The sequence below is a fragment of the Myxococcus sp. CA039A genome, from assembly GCF_013336645.1.
In the GTDB taxonomy this organism is placed as follows: Bacteria; Myxococcota; Myxococcia; order Myxococcales; family Myxococcaceae; genus Myxococcus; species Myxococcus llanfairpwllgwyngyllgogerychwyrndrobwllllantysiliogogogochensis.
The window spans coordinates 1-19140 of record NZ_JABUMQ010000218.1 but is presented as its reverse complement, the minus strand read 5'-3'; the positions used below and the strand labels follow the sequence as shown (position 1 = coordinate 19140).

General features: G+C 69.9%; 17 protein-coding genes. 8 read left to right on the top strand and 9 right to left on the bottom strand.

The genetic code is table 11. From position 1 onward, the window contains the following. The 3 genes from HR086_RS30710 to HR086_RS30700 form a co-directional block, all read right to left on the bottom strand. A partial coding sequence (locus tag HR086_RS30710; RefSeq protein WP_174467416.1) for a caspase family protein occupies nt 1-1189 on the bottom strand: 1189 nt, incomplete at its 3' end. After that, nucleotides 1186-1956, bottom strand: coding sequence for a hypothetical protein (locus HR086_RS30705; RefSeq protein WP_174467415.1), 771 nt, complete (start codon nt 1954-1956; stop codon nt 1186-1188). The genes HR086_RS30710 and HR086_RS30705, both read right to left, overlap by 4 nt. After that, the gene (locus tag HR086_RS30700; RefSeq protein WP_174467414.1) at nt 1953-2504 is read right to left on the bottom strand and encodes a sigma-70 family RNA polymerase sigma factor; all 552 of its coding nucleotides are present in this window, start codon (nt 2502-2504) and stop codon (nt 1953-1955) included. Before HR086_RS30700 ends, HR086_RS30705 begins: the two co-directional genes overlap by 4 nt. 206 nt (nt 2505-2710) lie before the next feature. Here HR086_RS30700 and HR086_RS30695 point away from each other — a divergent pair, with 206 nt between their 5' ends. Then, nucleotides 2711-3718 carry a hypothetical protein gene (locus HR086_RS30695; protein WP_174458578.1) on the top strand — a complete coding sequence of 336 codons (1008 nt, stop codon included), beginning with the start codon at nt 2711-2713 and terminating at the stop codon, nt 3716-3718. Between the two features lie 10 nt (nt 3719-3728). Here HR086_RS30695 and HR086_RS30690 read toward each other — a convergent pair whose 3' ends face one another. After that, nucleotides 3729-4304 (bottom strand): TetR/AcrR family transcriptional regulator, encoded by a 576-nt coding sequence (locus HR086_RS30690; RefSeq protein ID WP_254626533.1) that lies wholly within the window; start codon nt 4302-4304, stop codon nt 3729-3731. Between the two features lie 133 nt (nt 4305-4437). On the opposite strand from HR086_RS30690, the gene HR086_RS30685 reads away from it, so the two are divergent. From HR086_RS30685 to HR086_RS49455, 3 genes are all read left to right on the top strand, one after another. Next, nucleotides 4438-5169: a nitroreductase family protein gene (locus HR086_RS30685; protein WP_174467412.1), complete on the top strand. Its 732-nt coding sequence runs from the start codon at nt 4438-4440 to the stop codon at nt 5167-5169. Nucleotides 5170-5262: 93 nt separating this feature from the next. Continuing rightward, nucleotides 5263-6453, top strand: coding sequence for a hypothetical protein (locus HR086_RS30680; protein ID WP_174467411.1), 1191 nt, complete (start codon nt 5263-5265; stop codon nt 6451-6453). Nucleotides 6454-6527: 74 nt separating this feature from the next. After that, a complete protein-coding gene (locus tag HR086_RS49455; protein WP_174467410.1) occupies nt 6528-8027 on the top strand; it encodes a tail fiber domain-containing protein in 1500 nt (499 codons plus the stop codon). Between the two features lie 149 nt (nt 8028-8176). Here the strand turns inward: HR086_RS49455 and HR086_RS30670 are convergent, their stop codons facing one another. The 3 genes from HR086_RS30670 to HR086_RS30660 form a co-directional block, all read right to left on the bottom strand. Beyond that, entirely contained in the window at nt 8177-10054 is a 1878-nt protein-coding gene (locus tag HR086_RS30670; RefSeq protein ID WP_174467409.1) for a metallophosphoesterase, read from the bottom strand. Nucleotides 10055-10245: 191 nt separating this feature from the next. After that, on the bottom strand, nt 10246-11391 hold the full coding sequence (locus tag HR086_RS30665; RefSeq protein WP_141642414.1) for a cystathionine gamma-synthase: 1146 nt from the start codon (nt 11389-11391) through the stop codon (nt 10246-10248). Nucleotides 11392-11440: 49 nt separating this feature from the next. Continuing rightward, on the bottom strand, nt 11441-12202 hold the full coding sequence (locus HR086_RS30660) for a crotonase/enoyl-CoA hydratase family protein (protein WP_174467408.1): 762 nt from the start codon (nt 12200-12202) through the stop codon (nt 11441-11443). Nucleotides 12203-12336: 134 nt separating this feature from the next. Here HR086_RS30660 and HR086_RS30655 point away from each other — a divergent pair, with 134 nt between their 5' ends. After that, nucleotides 12337-13338, top strand: a complete 1002-nt coding sequence (locus tag HR086_RS30655; protein WP_373564377.1) for a class I SAM-dependent methyltransferase — start codon at nt 12337-12339, stop codon at nt 13336-13338. Between the two features lie 34 nt (nt 13339-13372). On the opposite strand, the gene HR086_RS30650 is transcribed toward HR086_RS30655, so the two are convergent. Then, on the bottom strand, nt 13373-14563 hold the full coding sequence (locus tag HR086_RS30650; RefSeq protein ID WP_174467407.1) for a hypothetical protein: 1191 nt from the start codon (nt 14561-14563) through the stop codon (nt 13373-13375). Nucleotides 14564-14798: 235 nt separating this feature from the next. Between HR086_RS30650 and HR086_RS30645 the strand changes: the two genes are divergently transcribed. Continuing rightward, nucleotides 14799-15464 (top strand): RNA polymerase sigma factor, encoded by a 666-nt coding sequence (locus HR086_RS30645; RefSeq protein ID WP_174467406.1) that lies wholly within the window; start codon nt 14799-14801, stop codon nt 15462-15464. Then, nucleotides 15451-17283, top strand: coding sequence for a FecR domain-containing protein (locus tag HR086_RS30640; protein ID WP_174467405.1), 1833 nt, complete (start codon nt 15451-15453; stop codon nt 17281-17283). Before HR086_RS30645 ends, HR086_RS30640 begins: the two co-directional genes overlap by 14 nt. Nucleotides 17284-17312: 29 nt before the next feature. Here HR086_RS30640 and HR086_RS30635 read toward each other — a convergent pair whose 3' ends face one another. Then, nucleotides 17313-18506, bottom strand: coding sequence for a DTW domain-containing protein (locus HR086_RS30635; RefSeq protein ID WP_141642419.1), 1194 nt, complete (start codon nt 18504-18506; stop codon nt 17313-17315). A gap of 146 nt (nt 18507-18652) precedes the next feature. On the opposite strand from HR086_RS30635, the gene HR086_RS30630 reads away from it, so the two are divergent. Then, a partial coding sequence (locus HR086_RS30630; protein WP_174467404.1) for a 16S rRNA (uracil(1498)-N(3))-methyltransferase occupies nt 18653-19140 on the top strand: 488 nt, incomplete at its 3' end.

Sequence of the window (19140 nt, the reverse complement as noted above, 5' to 3'; positions counted from 1 at the left end):
GCCCTCCCGTGCCCTCGCGCGCGAGCAGCACGCCCACCTGCGGCCCCCATCCGCCCAACTGCGTCGAGGAGCGGCCCGCGCCCAGCGCCGCTTGAAGTCGCCAGGAGCTGGCATCCAGGAGTTCGCCCTTGCGCTGGTGCAGGGCCAGGGTGCGCACCTCCAGGGACTCGGGATTCAAGCGCTGCCTCTCGCCCCAGGGCAGGTACACCTTGCCGTAGAGCACCTGCGAGCCACGCCGCACCTGCACGCGGTAGCGCCCCGAAGGCAGGGCGATGCTCACCGGGTCCTCCGCCCGCGGCTCCACCTCCGCCATCACCTGCAGCGTGCGCTCGTCCACGAGCACGACGCTGTCCCCCACCAAGGGAGGAAGTTCGAGGTGCGCGTGGGCTCGCGAGAGCGTGGTGAGGAACAGGTCCCCTTCTCCCGCGAGCTGGCTGGACAGCTCCGGGTGCTGCACCGCCGCCGTGGAGCCATGGGAGCCCGCGAGCGTGCGGTGGTAGACGTGGCCATAGGCTTCCGTGAGGGTGACGCGGCCGTCGGCGTCCACATCCGCCGCGCCCCGCAGGCCCGAAATCAGGTGGTGCGTGAAGAACGAGCCCCGGAGGCTGTCCGACTCCTGCGCGACCTCGTGTGCGCCGGCGGAGGCGATGAACACGCGGCCCTCCGGCCCCACCTGTCGGAGGAAGGAGACATCGAAGGCGGGCGCGGACTTGAGGCCCTTGGACCGGCCGCGCACGAGCGCGCCACTGTGACAGGCATCCATCATGGCGATGGTGACGGTGGCAGGGACTTCGGCGAGCAGCCGTTGCAGCTCCACGAGCGGGAGCGCCTCCCCACCCATGCGCAGCGCGGCCTCGTCTCCGTGGCCTGAGTAGAAGAAGAACAGCAGCGTGCGCTCCCCGGCGCGGCGAGCCTCCTCGATGCGGCCTCGCATCCGCGCCAGTCCCAGCCGGAGATTCGAGACCGACTCACCGCGCAGGAGGATGCGGCGATCCTCGGGCACGCCGCCAAGCTGGCCGAAGACCGCGTCCATGCGTTCGGCGTCCTGCTGGGCCCAGCGCAGGGGCTCATCCGTGTCCCGGCCCAGGTTGTGTCCCACGCTGATGGAGAACCGGTTCTCCGCGCTCGCGACAGAGGCGGCGAGGAGGACGAGCAGGCCTCCGAGCACGCGCGCCGCCCCGGCGCTCAAGGCAGCTCCTTGGGCAGCGCGCGCACGGCGTGGCGGGTGCCGGGCAGCGGCGTGAGTGACGGTGGGAAGACCGTCTCTCGCGCCGCCTGCTCCAGCCAGCGATGGATGGCCTCTGGCGACGGTGCATCACGGGCGTCGGCCGCGAGCACCACCACCAGCGCCTCCTGCTCGGGGGCGTCATCCAGCTCCAGGCTCCCGGGCAACACCCACCGCCCCGGCTGCATGGACAACGCGCCCCCCGTGGCCGGAAAACCCTGGAGCGGTGTGACGCGGCCACGCTCACTCAGCGCCAGCACATAGAGCGCTCCCCCCTCCACGTCCTCCACCTCCACGCGCACCCTGTCGCCGGAACGCAGCACCGCGCCGGGCCCCTGCTCGAAGACGACGTCGCCTCGCTTGACGAGCACCCGCGCAGTGAGGCCACCGCGCACGCGCACCCGCTCCACCTCCTGGAGCGAATGAAGCCGGGGCAGCACCGCCGCCAGCACCACGCCGAGCACCAGCACGGGCTGGCTCCAGCGCCAGAGCATCCGCCAGCGGCTCGGACGAGGGACCTCCAGACGCGCGCGCACCGGCCCGAAGGGACGCACGAGGGAGAAGGCCGCCTTCTCCGCCCGTCGCTCGCGCAGGTGCGCGGCCAGCGCGGGCGAGGCCCTGGCCGCCTCCTCCACGTGACGAGCCTCTTCCGAAGAGAGTTCGTCACACAGGTAGCGCTCCACCAGGAGGTCCGGCACGCCCGGGAAGTGAGGAATGGATGAGGTGCTCATGCGGAGACCGCTCCCTTTCGCGGCTCAGGACGGGGGGCGACTTCCAGCAGCCGCCGTGCGGTGTCGAAGAAGGCCTGGAGCTTGCGCTGCACCGTTTTGCGCGAGACGTCGAGCAGCGTGGCGATCTGCTCCTGCTCCATCTCGTCGATGAAGCGGTGGGCCACGATGCGCTGGACGTCCTCCGGACAGTGGGCGAGGACACGTCTCACCAGGTCCGCATCCACCAGGAGCCGCTCCAGCGTGGCCTCCGGTGAAGCGTGGGCGTCCGGAAGCGGAGCCAGTCGCGTCAGCGCGCTGGTGGCCTCCGTGCGGCGGCGACGCAGCACCGAGAAGCACTGTCGGTCCGCCACGGTGAGCAACCACGACAAGGCAGAGCCGGCGGCGCGAAGCTGCGTCAGGTGCGCGTGGGCGCGGAGGAACACCTCCTGCGTCGAGTCCCAGGCCAGCGCGTCGTCGCCGAGCAAGCGCAGGCACCGCCGGTGCACGGCCTCACCGTAGCGACGGTAGTAGCCCTCGGTCTGCTCGACCTCGTTCACTGGCTCGCGCACGCAAGGACCTCACCCTGGGCCGACACCTGCCCCCACCGTCAGTCTCGCCCGGCGCGGGCGTCGGGGGGAGGCTCGACCCACGAAGCGAGACGCATGACCCTCATTCCGTGGGACATTTCTCGAGCCCATTCTTCTCGGCTTGACGGGAAGAAGACGGCTCGTTCCAGGCGGGCGGGCCTCACCGGCCACCCTCGGCGGAATCCTCCATGACCCGGTATGCAAATACGCAGGTGATGTGCGCCGTCTGCGCCAGCGTGAGCGAGCAGCGCACCCTCCAGTGTGTCACGAGCTTCGAACGCCCCGACCTCGATGGTCGCCCCTCCGAGATGGCACGGTCGACCATGGACACCTGGCTCGAGAGGTGTCCCTCCTGTGGCTACTGCGCGGCGAGCCTCGCGAAGGCACACGCCAGTGCCCGGGAGGTGGTCCCGTCGGAGGCCTACCGCGCGCGACTTCGCCATCCGGAGGCGCCGGTTCTGCTCAACCAGTTCCTGTGCCTGGCGCTCCTCCATGACGCGGCGAGGCTCGCGCGAGACTCCGCCGCGGTCCGAACGCATGCCGCATGGGTAGCGGATGACGCGGGCCTGGAAGCACTCGCCCGACGCTGTCGCTCCGAAGCGGCCGACCTCCTCCTGAATGCGCCCCCGCTCAAACATTGGGAAGACCGCGAGGACCCTGATTGGCGAGGCTGGCGTGGCGTCCGGTTGGTGGATGTGTTGCGCCGCGCGGGCCGTGGCGAAGAAGCGCTGCGTGAGGTGGACCGCGTCCGCCGGGTGGGAGCATCCTCGCTCATGAAGCAACTGCTGGCCTTCGAGAGCGCCGCCATCGCACGGGGCGACACGGGCCGGCACACCGTCGACGAAGGACTGGGGCTTCCCCTCCCCCTGGAGCGCCGGCCCGCCGATGACCCGCTCCTCCAATATCTGGTCGACAACTACCGCCGACTCTTGACGGACACGGAGGAGAAGGCCGCGCGGATGGAGACCTTCAACACCGAAGAGGGGCCACGCTGGGCCACGGACCAGCCGGAGATTCTCGCGCTGCTCGCCGAGGGGAAGGCGGGGCTGGGCCGTGCCCTGGAGCGCAGACTCCTCGCGGACCATCCGGACAAGGTCGTCATCAACCGCTGTTCGAAGTGTGGTGCCCTCGCGCGGACGGCCAAGGCCCGCCAGTGCCGCGTGTGCCCCCACACCTGGAGAGAGACACCTCGCTGAGGCGGGCCCGTCAGGCTCCCCGCGCGCGCGTGCGTGAGCGCGCCGGGGCCGCTCGGCGAAGGTAACGGTCGAGCAGGCACACCACCTCACTGGCGAAGTCAGGTCGGTCCAGCAGCTCCGGCCTCGAAGTGGCCGCCTCGTGAATCACCGCGTGCAGCGTCACCCGGACGAAGAAGGCCGCGAGCGGCAGGTCCGTCACGTTGCGCACGAATGGGGCCAGCACCTCCCTCCAGAACCGGTCCACCTGCGCATCCGGCACCTCCGAGGGAGCCCGGGCCGAGCGCGGCAGCTCCTCGGAGAAGATTCGGTGCAACTCCGGCGCAACACGATGCTCGGCGATGGCCCCCTCCACCACGAGTTCGAGCACGCGCGGAAGCGTCTTCTGCGCCCGCAGCGCGGAGATGGCCCCCTGCATCCCCTCCCGTGACTTCGCGACATGTCGCCGCTGGAGCTCCACCACGATGGCTTCCTTGTTGGGGAAGTACTGGTAGAGCGAGGCGATGTTCACCCCGGCCCGCTCCGCCACGCGGTTGGTGGTGAAGCCCTCCCAGCCCTCGCGGACCAGAATGTAAGTCGCCGCTTGCAAAATCGCGTCGACCGTCGCGACGGAGCGGTCCTGCCTCGGCTTTTTGCGGGGAGAGGTCCTGGGCTTTCGCGCGGCCATCGCTGGGTCCTGAATGCAAGTTGTGAATCCAAGCTCCAACTTACATTCTTGACACATGACAGACCAGACCCATACCGAGCCTCGCTGGAGCCACTTCTGCGAGGTCAACGAGCACCGCCGCGCCATCCGCGATTTCGATGGAGCCCCCCTCCCGGACGAAGACGTGCGCGCGGTGTTGCAGGCCGCGCTGCTGGCGCCGTCGAGCGGCAACCTCCAGCCCTATGAGCTGCACTGGCTGCGGGACACGGACCTGAAGCAGCGCGTGGCGGAGGCCTGCCACGCCCAACGCGCGGCCCGGTCCGCGTCGACGCTGGTCGTCGTCGCCGCCAGCAGGAGCATCGGCCTCAGGACAGCGGCGCGGCAGCTCGAGCACGTCGAGCACGCCACGGACCTGGATGCCCGGTCCAGGACCTATCACCTGGGACAGGTCCGCAAGTTCACGCGCTTCCTGAAGCTGGCCCCGCTGCTGCTCTGGACGCCGATGCGCGCCCTGCTGTCGCTGCTGAATCCCGTGCACTCGCTCCTGCCCATCGGCACGTCGGGCATGCGCAACTGGGCGGCGCGCAGCGGCATCTACGCGGCCCAGACGCTCATGCTGGCCGCGTCCGCGCGAGGACTGGACTCGTGCCCCATGGAAGGCTTCGACGCCCCCAAGGTCGCCAAGGCGCTGGGGCTGCCGCGCGGCACGGTGATTCCGATTGTCATCGCCCTGGGCCATCGCAGCGCGGACGCACGGCTGGAGCCGCGCTGGCGCAGGGCGCTCACGGACGCGGTCATCGAGCACTGAAGCTGTCCCTCCGCGTCCTCCACGAGCAGGCGGGGCACCGGGCCTCGCCCCTCCGTCGCTCCTAGCTTCAAGAAGAGACGCTGGAGGTGCGTCATGCCCAATCCCCACACCCTGTTGAGCAGCCCGGAGCTGATTGCCCGGCACATCATCGAATACGGCGCCACGGTGGACGAGCAGCCACTGGAGGCGACGGCCCTTCCCAGAGGCCCCCTGCCCGCCGAGGTGGCCCTGGGGCTGACCTGGCCCACGGGCCTGGAGCCGCGTCCCCGACGACTGCCGACCACACCCGAACCCGGCGCCGCGCTTCCACAGGCCGACTACCTGGTCGTCACGTGGACGGTCGCCGAAGTGGAGGCCCTGGCGGACACCCTCACTCCGGGCGTGCGGCGCACCGCCTGGTACCCATACGACAGGAACTTCCAGAGCCACTACCAGCCGCTCATCCGCAAGTCGGCGCCCGCCCAGCGCGTGCAGCGCCTGGGAAGCTGGTTCCTCACCGACATCGGTGGCCGGAGCGTGCTGTGCTTCAAGTCGGAGCTGCACCTCAACCAGGACGGCGTGCGCACCGGCGTCGGCACCGCGACGCTGCCGGTGAAGGACCTGTTCCACCAACTGCTGCGAGAGGTGAAGCCTCGCATGGCCATCACCGTGGGAACCGCCGGAGCGACGTTCGCGGACCACGAACTGGGCGACGTCATCGTCACCCGCGCCGCCCGCTTCCGCCTCTCCCAGGAGTTCCGCAACGAACCCTTCAACGACAAGACATACCGCTGCGAGATGGACGTCCCCACCCGCTTCTTCGACGACGCGGAGCGGCTGATGGCCCAGCACGCGCCACAGCTCGGCGAGCCGGACTTCGGGCCGCCCACCAAGCGCTACGCCTTCGACGGACCCTTGCTCCAGGGCCCCCGCAACACCCCCGACATCAAGCTCGATGGCAGGGACCTGCCCGCCTTCCACCCCATCCTCACCACGGACTTCTTCGAGTTCGGCACCTCGCGAAACGGCCTGGAAGCCGTTGGCGCGGGTGTGGAGATGGGGGACGCGGTGCTCGGCATGGTGGCAGAGGAGATGGGTAACACCGCACCCCTGTGGCTCGTCATCCGCAACGCCTCCGACCCTCAAATCAACGGAGACCTGCCGGATGCGCCCAGCCGGCTCGACATGCAGGCGCACTGGGCCGTCTGGTACTACGAGGCCTACGGATACTGGACCAGCGTCAACAGCGCGCTCGCCACCTGGGCGGTCATCGCCGGGCAGACAGCCCCGGGGGTACGACACTGAAGGCAGTCCATCTCCCGAGATGACCTGGCGCGTAGGGCGGTAAGCTCCCCGCCCTATCTGCCTGGAGGCATCGAATGAAGGTCGGGACGTGGCTGGCCGCGCTGGGAGTCGTCTTCGCCGGCCTGGGCTGTGGTGGGTCCGATGGTGTGAACGGCGCGCAGGGCGGCCAGGGACTCCAGGGGCCGCAAGGCGCCGCAGGGCCTCAAGGCGTCGCGGGACCCCAGGGCGTCGCGGGGCCTCAAGGTCCCATTGGCCCCGTGGGCCCATCCTGGCAGGTGGGGACAGGGTTGGAGCTGAAGGACGATGTCCTGAGCCTCCGGTACGGAGACGAAGCCACCGCCCCCGTGCCGAGCAGCGACCCGCGCCTCACCGATGCGCGCCAGCCCCTGCCGGGCAGCACCAACTACATCCAGAATGGCGTCCTCGCCCAGGACGCATCCTTCTCGCTGTCGGGCACGGGCACCACGCGCGGGCGGATGACGACACGCTCCGACCTGCTCGTCGATGCGGCGACGGCCATCGCCACGCCCACGTCCCTCCTGAAGCTCCAGAACACGACGTCGGACGGCGTGAACTGGACCGCGTTCCCCCTCTTCACCGTGGACTCCGCCGGTGGGCTGCTGGTGCGAGGCGAGCAGGGCCAGGGCAAGCTCCCCATGACGGGCAAGGGAGCCCGCCTCATGTGGGCGCCCCACAAGGGGGCCTTCCGCGCGGGCAACGCCGACACCCAGTGGGATGAGAGCAGCGTCGGATTGTTCTCCTGGGCGGGCGGAACCCTCTCGACCGCCAGCGGCAGAGCATCATTCGCCATGGGTGAGAGCTGCATCGCGAGCGGCGAGACCTCGACGTGCCTGGGCAAGTCCAGCAGTGCCAATGGGGCCAGCAGCGTGGCCCTGGGCCTTTCGAACAGCTCAAGCGGCCTTGGGGCCTTCTCTGGGGGACTCTTGAACGTCGCCTCCGGCCAGGGCGCCGTGGCCCTGGGCTCGGGCGTCACGGCGAACGCCGACTACAGCATCGCGCTCGGTCAAGCGGCGTCGACGAACGGCCACACCGGCTCGTTCATCTGGGGAGACCAGTCGACGGTCGCCGTCATCAACAACACCGGCAACAACCAGTTCATGGTGCGCGCCGCGGGTGGCATCCGCCTGCGCGTCGCCGCGGACGCCAGCGTGGGCTGCGACCTGGCGGGGGGCGGCGGCAATTTCACCTGCACGTCGGACCGGAACCAGAAGGAGGGCTTCCGGAACGTCGACGGCGAGCTGCTGCTGGCGAAGGTCTCCGAGCTGCCCATCTCGACCTGGCGCTACAAGCAGGAGCAGTCCGATGTGCGGCACCTGGGCCCCATGGCACAGGACTTCCGGGCGGCCTTCGGCCTGGGCGCGGACGACACGAGCATCGGCATGCTCGATATTGGCGGCGTGAATCTGGCCGCCATCAAGGCGCTGGAGGTCCGCACGCGGGAGCTGCGCGAGAAGACCGCCGAGGTCGACACCCTCAAGGCCGAGCTGGCCGAGCTGAAGCGCGGTCTGTCGCGCCTGGAAGCCGCCGTCCACGCACAGGCCGCGCGCCCGTAGCCATCCGGACTTGCGCCACGGCACGCGGCCCTGGAGCCGTCCGCGCCGTGGCACCCACGCTCCACCACCTCGGGAGCGACGAAGGGCCTCCCGACTCCATGGAGGGAGCACGGGAGGCCCTGTTCAACCCCGGTGTCGCGATGCCGGGCCTACTCGGACTCGGGGGCTTCGGTCCGCGCGGGAGGCTCGGGCGCGTCGGCCACGTCCTCCAGCCGGTCCGCTGGAGGCAGCGGAGGCCGAACCCTCAGGCTCTCCGGCATGTGGGCCGGGTCATCCACGGGTCCAGGCACCGTCTCCATCGGCTCCAGCTTCTGGGCCTGGGACGACGTGCGCACCGCCGGCAGCGACTTCGTCACCGTGAGGGTGTCGCGCACAGTCCCCGTGGAGGTGATGAGCCGCGCCATCAGCGTGCCGCCGTCCACCACCACATCCATGAAGCCATACACCTGGTTGTCGCGCAGGGCCGTCCACGAGGGCTGGCTGCCCGCGAAGGGGCGCAGTGTCGCGCCGCCGCTGCCCACCACGACATAGGGAATGCCACGCGTGCCCGACGGAGCCACGGCGTCTCCCTTCATCGGCTTGCTGCGCTCGTAGTTGTGGTCATGCCCGGTGAGCACCAGGTCCACGCCATACTTCTCGAAGAGCGGGCCGTACGTGCGGCGCATGGTGAGCTGCGAGCCGTGCTCTCCGCTGGACCAGGGCGGGTGGTGGAAGAAGACGACCTTCCACGGCAGCGCGCTGGCCGCCAGGTCCTGCTCGGCCCACGTCTTCTGCGCCGCCGCCGAGCACCGGTCCGACGACGCCATTCCGATGGCGCAGTTGGAGTCGAGCGCGGTGAAGTGCACGTTGCCCCAGTCGAACGAGTAGTAGCGCTCGCTCTTCGCCGGGTTGTTGGTGGGCAGGTAGAAGTTGTCCAGGTAGGGCTGCCCCTGGTTCGTCACGTACTCGTGATTGCCCAGTGAGGGGAACACCGGCACCTCGCGCAGCAGGGCCCCCATGGGCTTGAACATCCGGTCCTGGAACTCCTGCTCGGTACCAGAGGAGTAGGCGTTGTCCCCCAGCGCGACGAGGAACTCTCCGCGCCACTCCGGCTTGTTCATCATCGCCATCACCTTCGACTGCGCGGAGCCGCCCGTGCCGAAGTCACCCATCGTGGTGAAGCGCACGCGCCGCGTCCCCGGCGCCGAGGCCGTGCGGAACGTCCGCAGCCCCGTGACGGAGCCACACGCCTCCACGCTGTAGCCATACGCGAGGCCCGGCTGCAGGCCCTCCAGCTTCACCGCGTGACGCCAGCCCGCGACGGTGGCCGTCGCCGTGCGCGCCAGCAACGTGCCCTCGCCGAAGCGGACGAAGGGCGTGCAGGACACGCCGGAGCGAAACACGACGATGGCGCTCGTGGGCCCCACGCTCTGGAGGTACGGCAGGCGCGGCAACACCGGCCCGGAGTCCGCGGTGGGCGCGGGCGGCACGGTCTGCTCACCACACGCGCGCGTCTCCGCGATGGAGGCCCAGTCATTCACCGTGTTGCCATTCACGGTGATGCGCACGTAGCGGGCCTTGCGCGCGCTGAACGCATACGTCTGCGCCTGGTTGTTCAACGCGCTGTCGGCCGCATATGCATGGGTGAAGGTGCCGCCGTCCTCGGACGTGGAGAGGACGAAGTGGTTCTGTCGCTCGTTGCCCCGGTGCCACGCGACAGTCGTCCCCACCAGCGTCTGGGACGCGCCCAGGTCCATGAGGAGGAACGCGCCCTTGCCCGGACCACTCCAGCGCGTGTCCAGGTTGTCGTCCTGCGAGTTGGCCGCGACGCTGCCATCACCGTCGTCACCGCTCGCCGTCACGGAGGCGGTGGCGAGCATGCGGCAGTCGGGCGCCGTCAAGGCGGCCTCGGAGACCTGCGACTCCGTCGTGGGGACTTCGGGTGGAACGACGTCCTGGTCGGCGGACGCGGGGAGCTCGTCGCAGCCAGCAACGGCCGCGAGCAGCACGCCCAGGAAGCATGTGGAGAGATTGCGTCGGTCGCTCATGATGGGAGCCCAAACGGAACCCATCTGGCGACATTCCATTTGTGAACACTCGCCCTTCCCCCCAGGCGGCAGGGCAGCCGAGCGCGAGCCACGGTTGGCAGGGCGTGGACAGACGAAGGGCCTCCGCGCGTCCCGTGTGCGAGGGAGCGGGGAGGCCCTTGGAAGCCCGCAAGGCGCGGGGCCTTTCGCGGTTACTTCACCGCGTCGAGCGCCTGGGACAGGTCATCGATGAGGTCGCGCGAGTCCTCGATGCCGACGGACAGGCGGATGAAGCCATCGGCGATGCCGAGCTTCTCGCGCGTCTCCTTGGGCACGGAGGCGTGGGTCATGATGGCCGGGTGCTCGATGAGGGACTCGACGCCGCCGAGCGACTCCGCGCAGGCGAAGACCTTCACCGTCTTGAGGAAGCGGCGCGCCGCCTCCAGGCCGCCGTGGATGTCGAACGTCAGCATGCCGCCGAAGCCCGTCATCTGCTGGCGCGCGAGCGCGTGCTGCGGATGCGTCTCCAGGCCCGGGTAGGTAACCTTCTTCACCTTGGGGTGCGTGGCGAGGAACTGGGACACCTTCATCGCGTTGTGCGCGTGGCGGTCCATGCGGACATGGAGCGTCTTCACGCCGCGCAGCACGAGGAAGCTGTCGAAGGCGCCGGACACGCCGCCCACCGCGTTCTGGAGGAAGTACATCCGCTCGGCCACGTCCTCGCGGCTGGTGCAGACGAAGCCGCCCACCACGTCGCTGTGTCCGTTGAGGTACTTGGTGGTGGAGTGCGCCACCACGTCGAAGCCGAGGTCCAGCGGGCGCTGGAAGTACGGCGTCATGAAGGTGTTGTCGGCGACGGCGAGGATGTTGTGCTTCTTGGCGACCTCGGCGATGCGCGCCAGGTCGATGAGCTTGAGCATCGGGTTGGTGGGGGTCTCCACCCACACCATCTTCGTCTTCGGCGTAATCGCCGCCTCGAAGGCTCTCGGGTCGGACAGGTCGACGAAGGAGAAGTTCAGGCCGCAGCGCTTGTAGACCTTGTCGAAGAGGCGGAAGGTGCCTCCGTAGACGTCGTCGGAGACGATGACGTGGTCACCGTGATCCAACATGTGCATCAGCATGTCCGTGCCCGCGAGGCCGGAGGCGAAGGCGGCGCCGTACTTCGCGCCCTCGAGCGCGGCCAGACAGTCCTGGAGCGCCTTGCGGGTGGGGTTCTGCGTCCGGCTGTACTCGTAGCCCTTGTGCTCTCCGGGCCCGTCCTGGACGTAGGTGGAGGTCAGGTAGACGGGGGTCATGATGGCGCCCGTCGTGGGGTCCGGCTCCTGACCGGCATGGATGGCGAGAGTGTCGAAGCGCATGGGCGGGGGAGTAACACAGCCCCCTGGGCCGTGCATCAGCCCCGCTGCCCTACTCGAACGTCCCGTGCCGCCCCGCCCCCTTCGCGAAGCGGGTGGCCCCGGCGATGGACTCCGATTCCAGCACCTTCACGCCCCCCACGAACTCCTGACGCAGCGCTTCTTCCAGGCCCAGGCCCCCCTGGGCGTAGGCCGAGGCCCGGTCCGCGTTCATGCAAGCCTGCGGAAACGCGGCCACTTCCCGGGCGAGCGCTTCGGCTGCCTCGCGTGCCTGCCCCCGGGGCACCACGCGGTTGACCAGTCCCATGGCCAGCGCCTCCTGAGCCGACACGGGGCGTCCGGTGAGGATGAGGTCCATGGCCCGAGACAGGCCGATGAGCCGGGGCAGCCGCACCGTTCCGCCGTCGATGAGCGGTACGCCCCAGCGCCGGCAGAAGACGCCCAGCACCGCGTCCTCCTCCGCCACGCGCAAGTCGCACCACAGCGCCAGCTCCAGGCCACCCGCCACGGCGTGGCCTGAAATCGCCGCGATGACGGGCTTGCCCAGCACCATGCGCGACGGGCCCATGGGGCCGTCCCCGTCGACTTGAAGGCGCGGCATGCGGCCCTCGGAGACGGCCTTGAGGTCCGCGCCCGCGCAGAAGGTGCCGCCGTCGCCGTACAGCACCCCCACGCGCGCGTCGGAATCGGCATCGAAGGCGCGGAAGGCGTCAGCCAGGAACTGGGCGGTGGCGCCGTCCACCGCGTTGCGCACCTCGGGCCGCTGGAGGACGACGGTGGTGATGGGGCCGCTCTTCTCGACGCGCACACTCATGGCGCCGAGTCTTCCCTCCCCCAGCACTCGCCGCAATGCCCGCGCGGGGGGCGTGCGCTTCGTCACCTGACCGCCCGAAGCGACCTCTTCCGAGCTTGTCGTCCGTCCGCGAGTCAGGGATGAGTGGGGCCGAGATGGCAGACCCACACGATACTCACGGCAACGGCGGCAACGAGATACCCGGGACGACCGAGGCGGCCATGTTCGCCAACCGGCTGCGCAAGGGCGCGAAGCACTTTCGCAAGTGGGCCCAGGCCCGGGGGCTGACGTCGTTCCGCGTCTACGACAGGGACATCCCCGAGTACCCCTTCGCGGTGGATATCTACGGCGACTGCGTCCACGTCACCGAGTACCCGCGCCGACGCGCGCTCAAGTCCGGCACGGCGGAGACGCAGCGCACGGAGGTGCTCGCGGCGGTGACGGAGGTGCTGGAGGTCCCCGCCGAGCGCGTCTTCGTCAAGACGCACACGCCCCAACCCTGGGGCCGCGCGCAGTACGGCCGCGTGGGCCAGGGCAGTGGACGGCTCGTGGTGGAGGAGCGGGGCCTGAAGTTCTGGGTCAACCTGGGCGACTACCTGGACACCGGCCTCTTCATGGACCATCGCGACACCCGTCAGCGCGTGCGCGAGGAGGCCAAGGGCAAGCGCTTCCTCAACCTCTTCGCGTACACGGGCGCGTTCACCGTGTACGCCGCCGCGGGTGGCGCCGCGAGCACGGTGACGGTGGACCTGTCCAACTCGTACCTGGACTGGGCCGAGGACAACCTGGACCTGAATGGACTGGCGAGCTCGCGCCACGAACTCATCCGCGCGGACGCGAAGGCGTGGGTGGAGGCCCAGGCCCGGGGCCCCGAGCGCTTTGACCTCATCGTCTGCGACCCGCCCTCCTTCTCCACCTCGAAGAAGATGACGGGCTCGTTCAACGTGCAGAGAGACCACCCGCGCCTGCTGGACGCACTCCGGACACTGTTGTCACCCGGAGGCGTCCTCTACTTCTCCAACAACTTCCTCGGCTTTCAGCTCGACGCCAAGGCGACGCGCGGCTGGAAGTCCGTGGAGGAGCTCACACCGGCCTCCATCCCCGAGGACTTCCAGCGCAAGGACATCCACCGCTGCTGGCGGATGGTGGCGCCCTGAGGACGGACCTCAGCGCGCCACCCGTCATGACGGACTACAGCCAACAGACGTTTTCCTGGCAGCGCTCTCCCGCGGGGCACTCGCAGTTGGCCACGCAGGCCTTGCCACTCCCTCGGTTGACGGGCTTGCACGCGCCCTCCATGCAGGCCTCTCCCGCCGGGCACTCGCAGTTGGCGCGGCACACCGTGGTGGTGCCCGCATCCTGCGGCGTCGGAGGAGGAGGCGCGCGGCAGTAGTTGTTCGTGCACACCTGACCTGAAGGACAGTCGCAGTTGGCGGCGCAGGCATTGCCCGGGCCCGCGTCGGGAGGAGGAGGCGGCGGCGCGGGAGGACGGCAGTAGCCGCTGGTGCAGACCTGACCGGAGGGGCAGTCACAGTTCGCCATGCACGTCTGACCCGGTTCCGGCTCCGTGGAGCGGCACTGGCCGTTCGTGCAGACCTGGCCCGAGGGGCACTCGCAGTTGGCGCGGCACTCACCGCCGTGGGGAATGGGCAGGCAGTAGCCAATCTGGCAGGACTGGTCCGCGGGGCACTGCGTGGTGGACTCGCACTGCGCACGGCACTGGCCGTCCACGCAGTCCTTGCCACCCGAGCAATCCGCCGCCGTGCGGCACGCGTTCGGGTCCGGCGGACGCGGGCGGCACACGCCGAAGACACACGCCTCGGTGCTGGAGCACTGCCCATCCGTCGCGCAGCCACGGTGACACTGGTTGTTGATGCAGTAGTTCCCCGTGCCGCAGTCCGCGTTCACCTGGCACACGGGCCCCGGACCCGCATCCATCGGAGGATGCCCACCGTCGGGAGGACCCGCATCGGGACGACCGCCGCCATCCGGGCGAGGGCCACCGTCGGGCTTCGGGCCGGAATCGGGAGTGCCGCCGTCACGCGGCGGCCGCGAACTACTCGGGGTGCAGAAGCCGTCCTCGCACCTGCCACCGGAGGAGCACTCGGCGGTGCGGGTGCAGGGCTGATTGCAGACGGAGTTGATGCAGATCTCCGTGCCGGGGCATTCGAGCGTGGAGGTACACCGATCCGCGTTGGGCCCCAGGTCGCGACAGTAGCCCGCGCGGCAGTACTGGTCGGCGTCACAGTCGGCGTTGGTGGCGCAGTAGCAGAGTTCCTCGTCGTCCAGCCAACTGTCATCGTTCTCGTGGATGATGCAGCCAGAGAATGCGAACAACACGAGGAGCGGCGCCAGCAGGCCGCGTGCGGGGTGGTGCCTCATGAGCGGGGACTCCATGCTTCGGGGAACCGGTCCGGCCACCGGGTGGGTTGTCCGGTTTCACCCGCGTTCGACTCCAAGGCGCTGACGGCTGATCAAAAATCTTTTTTGATCGGGTCACGTCGCTGCGGCGACCCAGGGGCACGGAGGTAGTGTGCTGGCCTGGACCTTTCACATGGACGGTGGGGCGCTCCTACAGGGGGGGACCTCATGGCGCGTCCCGGAGGGAGAGCGTCCGGTGATCTTCCGCGAAGCCCAGGCATTGGCGCCGGCCGCCTCGCCCGAGGAGCGCCCTGGACAGGGCCCTTCCTCACCTCCCACGTCGGATGAGCCCCAGCTCCAGTCGCTGGTGCGCCGGCTCCAGGAAGGAGACACCACGGCCTTCGAGCACCTCTACGAGCTGACCCGGGTGGACGCCGCGCGCACCTTGCGGCACCTGGTGGGCAATCGCGTGGACGTGGAGGACCTGCTCCAGGAGGTGTACCTGCGGCTCTTGACGGCGGTGAAGGGCTTCAGGGGCGAGTCGCGCTTCCGGACGTTCTTCTACCGGGTGTGCTCCAACGTGGCGCTGTCGCATCTGCGCTGGAAGCGGCGCAGGCCCGAGGATTCGGTCGCGGAGCCGCCCGAGCAAGAGTCTCCAGACGAGGACCCGGAGCGTGCCGCGTCGCGGCGGCAGGCGGCTCGGTTGGTGGAGGCGGCGCTGGAGAAGCTCAAGCCGAAGAAGCGAATCGTCTTCGTGTACTACGAGCTGTGCGGAATGAGCCCGGACGAAATCGCCGAGACCGTGGGAAGCTCTCCCAACACCGTCCGCAGCCGCCTGCACCACGCGCGATTGGAGTTCAACGAGGCCATGCAGCGACTGCTCGCCACCCGCCGCCCTGGAGGCCCTCATGGCGCACCCTGAGGCACGGGCGCTATGGGCGCTGGCGGCGAACGAGCTGAGCGCCGAGGAGACGGCGAGCACGCGCACGCACCTGTCGAGCTGCGCGACGTGCACCGCCGAGTGGGAGCAGGTGCGGGCCAGCCGCGCCGTGCTGCACGAAGCCAGGAGCGTGGAGCCCCAGGTGAACTGGGACGCGGTGGGCGCGAAGCTGCGCGCCGAGGCCGCCGCGCGACTGGAGGCGAAGTCCTGGCGGTCCCGATGGCCGTGGAGCACCGCGACGGCGCGACGCTCCGGGAGCGAGGAACACGCGCGACAGGAGGGGAAGTCCACCGCGACCTTGTCGCCCGTGAGAACGGTGAGCGCGCGACGGGCGGACAAGTCATTCCGACCGACGTGGCCCTGGGCGCTCGCGCTCGCGGGAACCTGCGCCGTGGTGTTCGCGCTCTGGGTGAGCCGTCCAACAGGGCCGTCCGTGAGTCCCCGTCCTCCTGAAGTGGTGCTCGCGGAGCAAGCGGCTCCGCCTCCCGAGGCGACGGTGGCGATGGGCACGCCCACGTCCCCCGCCGAGCAGGATTCGACCCGAGCGGAGAGCACGACGGGCGCGGTGATGCGCGAGCGCGGCGGCGCGGAGCGAGAGCTGCGGGCCGGGATGCGTTTGCGCTCGGGGGCGGCGGTGAAGACTCCGGCGCGAGCCTCCGCGATGTTGCGCCTGCCGGACGCGAGCCGGGTGAGGTTGTCGTCGGACTCGGAGGTGGAGCTGTCCCGCGCGGAGGCGAGCGACGTGCACCTCACGGTGCGCCAGGGCCGGGTGTCCGTGAAGGCCTCGCATGCGGAGCGCCGCGGCTTCCTCGTGGACGTCGCGGGCCTGCGAGTGTCGGTGGTGGGCACGGTGTTCACCGTGGAGCGCACGGCCCTTGGGGCTTCAGTGGCGGTGTCCGAAGGGCGAGTCCGCGTGGAGCTGCAGGGCCAGTCCGCGCGGATGGTGGGCGCGGGCGAGCGCGTGGAGTTGTCCGAGCAGGGGGGCGCGCTGAAGCAGGAACCGCTGTCCGAACCGGACCGTGATGCGCTCGACTCGATGGACCTTCCCACCGAGTCGTCCACGCAGGAGCCAGGCCCGACGGTGCCGACAGGTGCGAGCACACCGGAGGCAGCTCCGAGCGTGGTGCCGGCGGTGGCCCATGCTCCCCAGACGCCGAGCACCGTGAAGCCGGCCCTCGCGACGGAGCCCTCCCACAAGGTCGAGCGCAAGTCGAAGGTGGTGGCGGCGTCCATGAAGTCTCGACAGGAGAAGGCTCCGCTTCCGCCAGAGGCATCGGAGGTCAAGGAGAAGTCCCCCGTGGAGCCCACGTCACCGCCGCCGACCGCGGTGGCCTCGTCAACGCCCTCGCCGGCCGCCACTCCTCGGAATCCCGCGGACCCCACGCAGGAGTTCGCGCCCTACCCCGCGCCGTCGGTGACGGAGAAGCTGCCTCCTGCCCAACTGGCAACCAAGGCTTCCGAGCCGAAGCCGCCGGTGCAGGTGGCGGAGCGTCCTCAGCCCAAGAAGAAGGAGGGACTCATTCCGATGTCCCTGCTGTCAAAGGACGCTGACGAGCGGTTCCTGGGCTACGCGCGAATCCAGATGGGGCCACGGACGTGTGAGAACTTCCTCGCGGGCCTGGAGGAAATCGCGGACAAGAGCCCGCGCACGGACCACCGCGAGCAGGCGCGCTATCTGCGCGCACGCTGCTTCGAGGAGCGACTCCAGGGGCAGGACGCGAAGATGGAGTATCGCCAGTACCTGAACGACTTCCCGCGCGGCCGGTACGCGCGAGAGGCCGGCACCGCGCTGCTGCCCTGAACCCCGCGAGCACCCCGGTGTCCGACGCGTCAGCCTTCGGTGCCCGTGCGCTGCTGCTTCACCCGCTTCATCGGCTCCTGGGCAAGACCACGCTCCACCAGCACGCGCAGCACGGACTCCAGCGCGCGGATGCGCGTGCCCGCGCGCCCGGGTGCCCACGAGGGCACGTCCGGACCGGCCAGCAGCTCCATCGCGTGCTCCACACCGCCGGCCTTGCCCTCCAACGCACGCGCCGTGGCCAGCCGCACGTTCCTCGCGGGCCTGCGCTGCACACCGCCGCTCCACAGCAGGTCCAGCGCGAACGTCGTCCACACCGCCAGCTCGTCATCGGGACGCAGGAAGCGCTCGAACCGCTCGAGCGCCTGCACCCGAGGCTCGCCCGCGCGCAGAACCTCTTCCGACAGCTCCACGTGCAACGTCGTGCTGCGAGCCAGCGGCTGCTCGGGCGCGATGATGGCCTCGAAGCGCTCGCCCGTGGCCGGACGACACGCCACCACGTGCACCAGCTCCGGCGGGATGTCCGCACCCGTCGGGTGCGCATTCGCCTCGCCGTAGAAGACGACGAGGTTCTCGAAGTCCTCCGCCAGCGAGCGCAGTTCCTGCGGCGGACGCCACGGACCAAAGTGGATGCGGCGCCGGTTCGGCGACGTCCGCGTCGACTGTCGCCCCAACTGCGTGTCCACCATGTACTCGAACGCCTTCAACATCGTGTCGAAGCGCTCTGGCTCACCTTCCAGCAGCCCGAGGATCTCCACCACCGCCTCGATGGTGGAGACGCAGTGGTCCGCGGGCTCCGCGCGGATGCGGTAGTTGCTCGGGCGGCGAGGCACGAAGCCGATGCGCGGCAGCCCGGCGAGCAGCGGGTTCCGGGCGACGACCTTCTTCGCCTGCGGCCAGGTGCCATCCACGACGATGAGCGTCTTCGGCGGATGCGCGCGCGCCTGCTCCACGGAGATGGCGTCCTCACCAGGGAAGAGGACCGCGACGGACCCGGGGTCCGCGGCCAGCTCCTCCAGCCGGGTGTGGCCGGTGAAGTCGACGCCGTGGTGAAGCTCGGAGTTGGCCAGCGCCAGGTGCGCCATGCGCGCGGTGCCAATGGCCACGCGGCGCTCACGCGGGTGCTGGAGGAAGACGACGCGGGTGCGAGTGTCCAGCCGAGGCGGCAATTGCGAGCAGTAGCAGGTGCTCTCGGGGCGATGGCAGCGAAGACAAAGGTTACGCACAGCCCGGCTTTACGGCACGGCCCGGGGCCGGGCAAGCACTGCTGGTGGAAGGGCGCCCCACCTGTCAGGGAGCCGGGCGCTCCAGGGCCACCCCGGAGGGAAGAAGGGCCCCACGGCGCCCCCTGGCCGGGGTACAGAAGCTCCCCGTGAACCTGCTGCTGCTCTTCGACGAGGACTTCCTTCCGGACGGCACCGCGCGCCTCACCGGCCGCCGCGCCCAGCATGCGCGAGAGGTGCTCCGCGCCGAGCCCGGCGAATCCCTGCATGTCGGCCGCCTGGGCGGACTCATCGGCACCGGCGAAGTGCTGGAGAACAGCCCCGGCGTCCTCCACCTGCGCGTGGACCTCACCGAGCCGCCTCCGCCGCGCGCCCGTATCGACCTGCTGCTCGCCATCCCCCGGCCCAAGGCGCTCAAGAAGGTCCTCCCCGCCGTGGCCTCGCTGGGCGTGGACCGCATCGTCCTGGTCAACGCGGCCCGGGTGGAGAAGAGCTACTTCGACTCCAAGGTGCTCGACGGCGCCTTCGTGAGGGACCTGCTCCTCCAGGGCCTGGAGCAGGCCCGCGACACCCACCTGCCGGAGGTCCTCATCCGCGAGCGCTTCCGCCCCTTCGTCGAGGACGAGCTCGACACCAT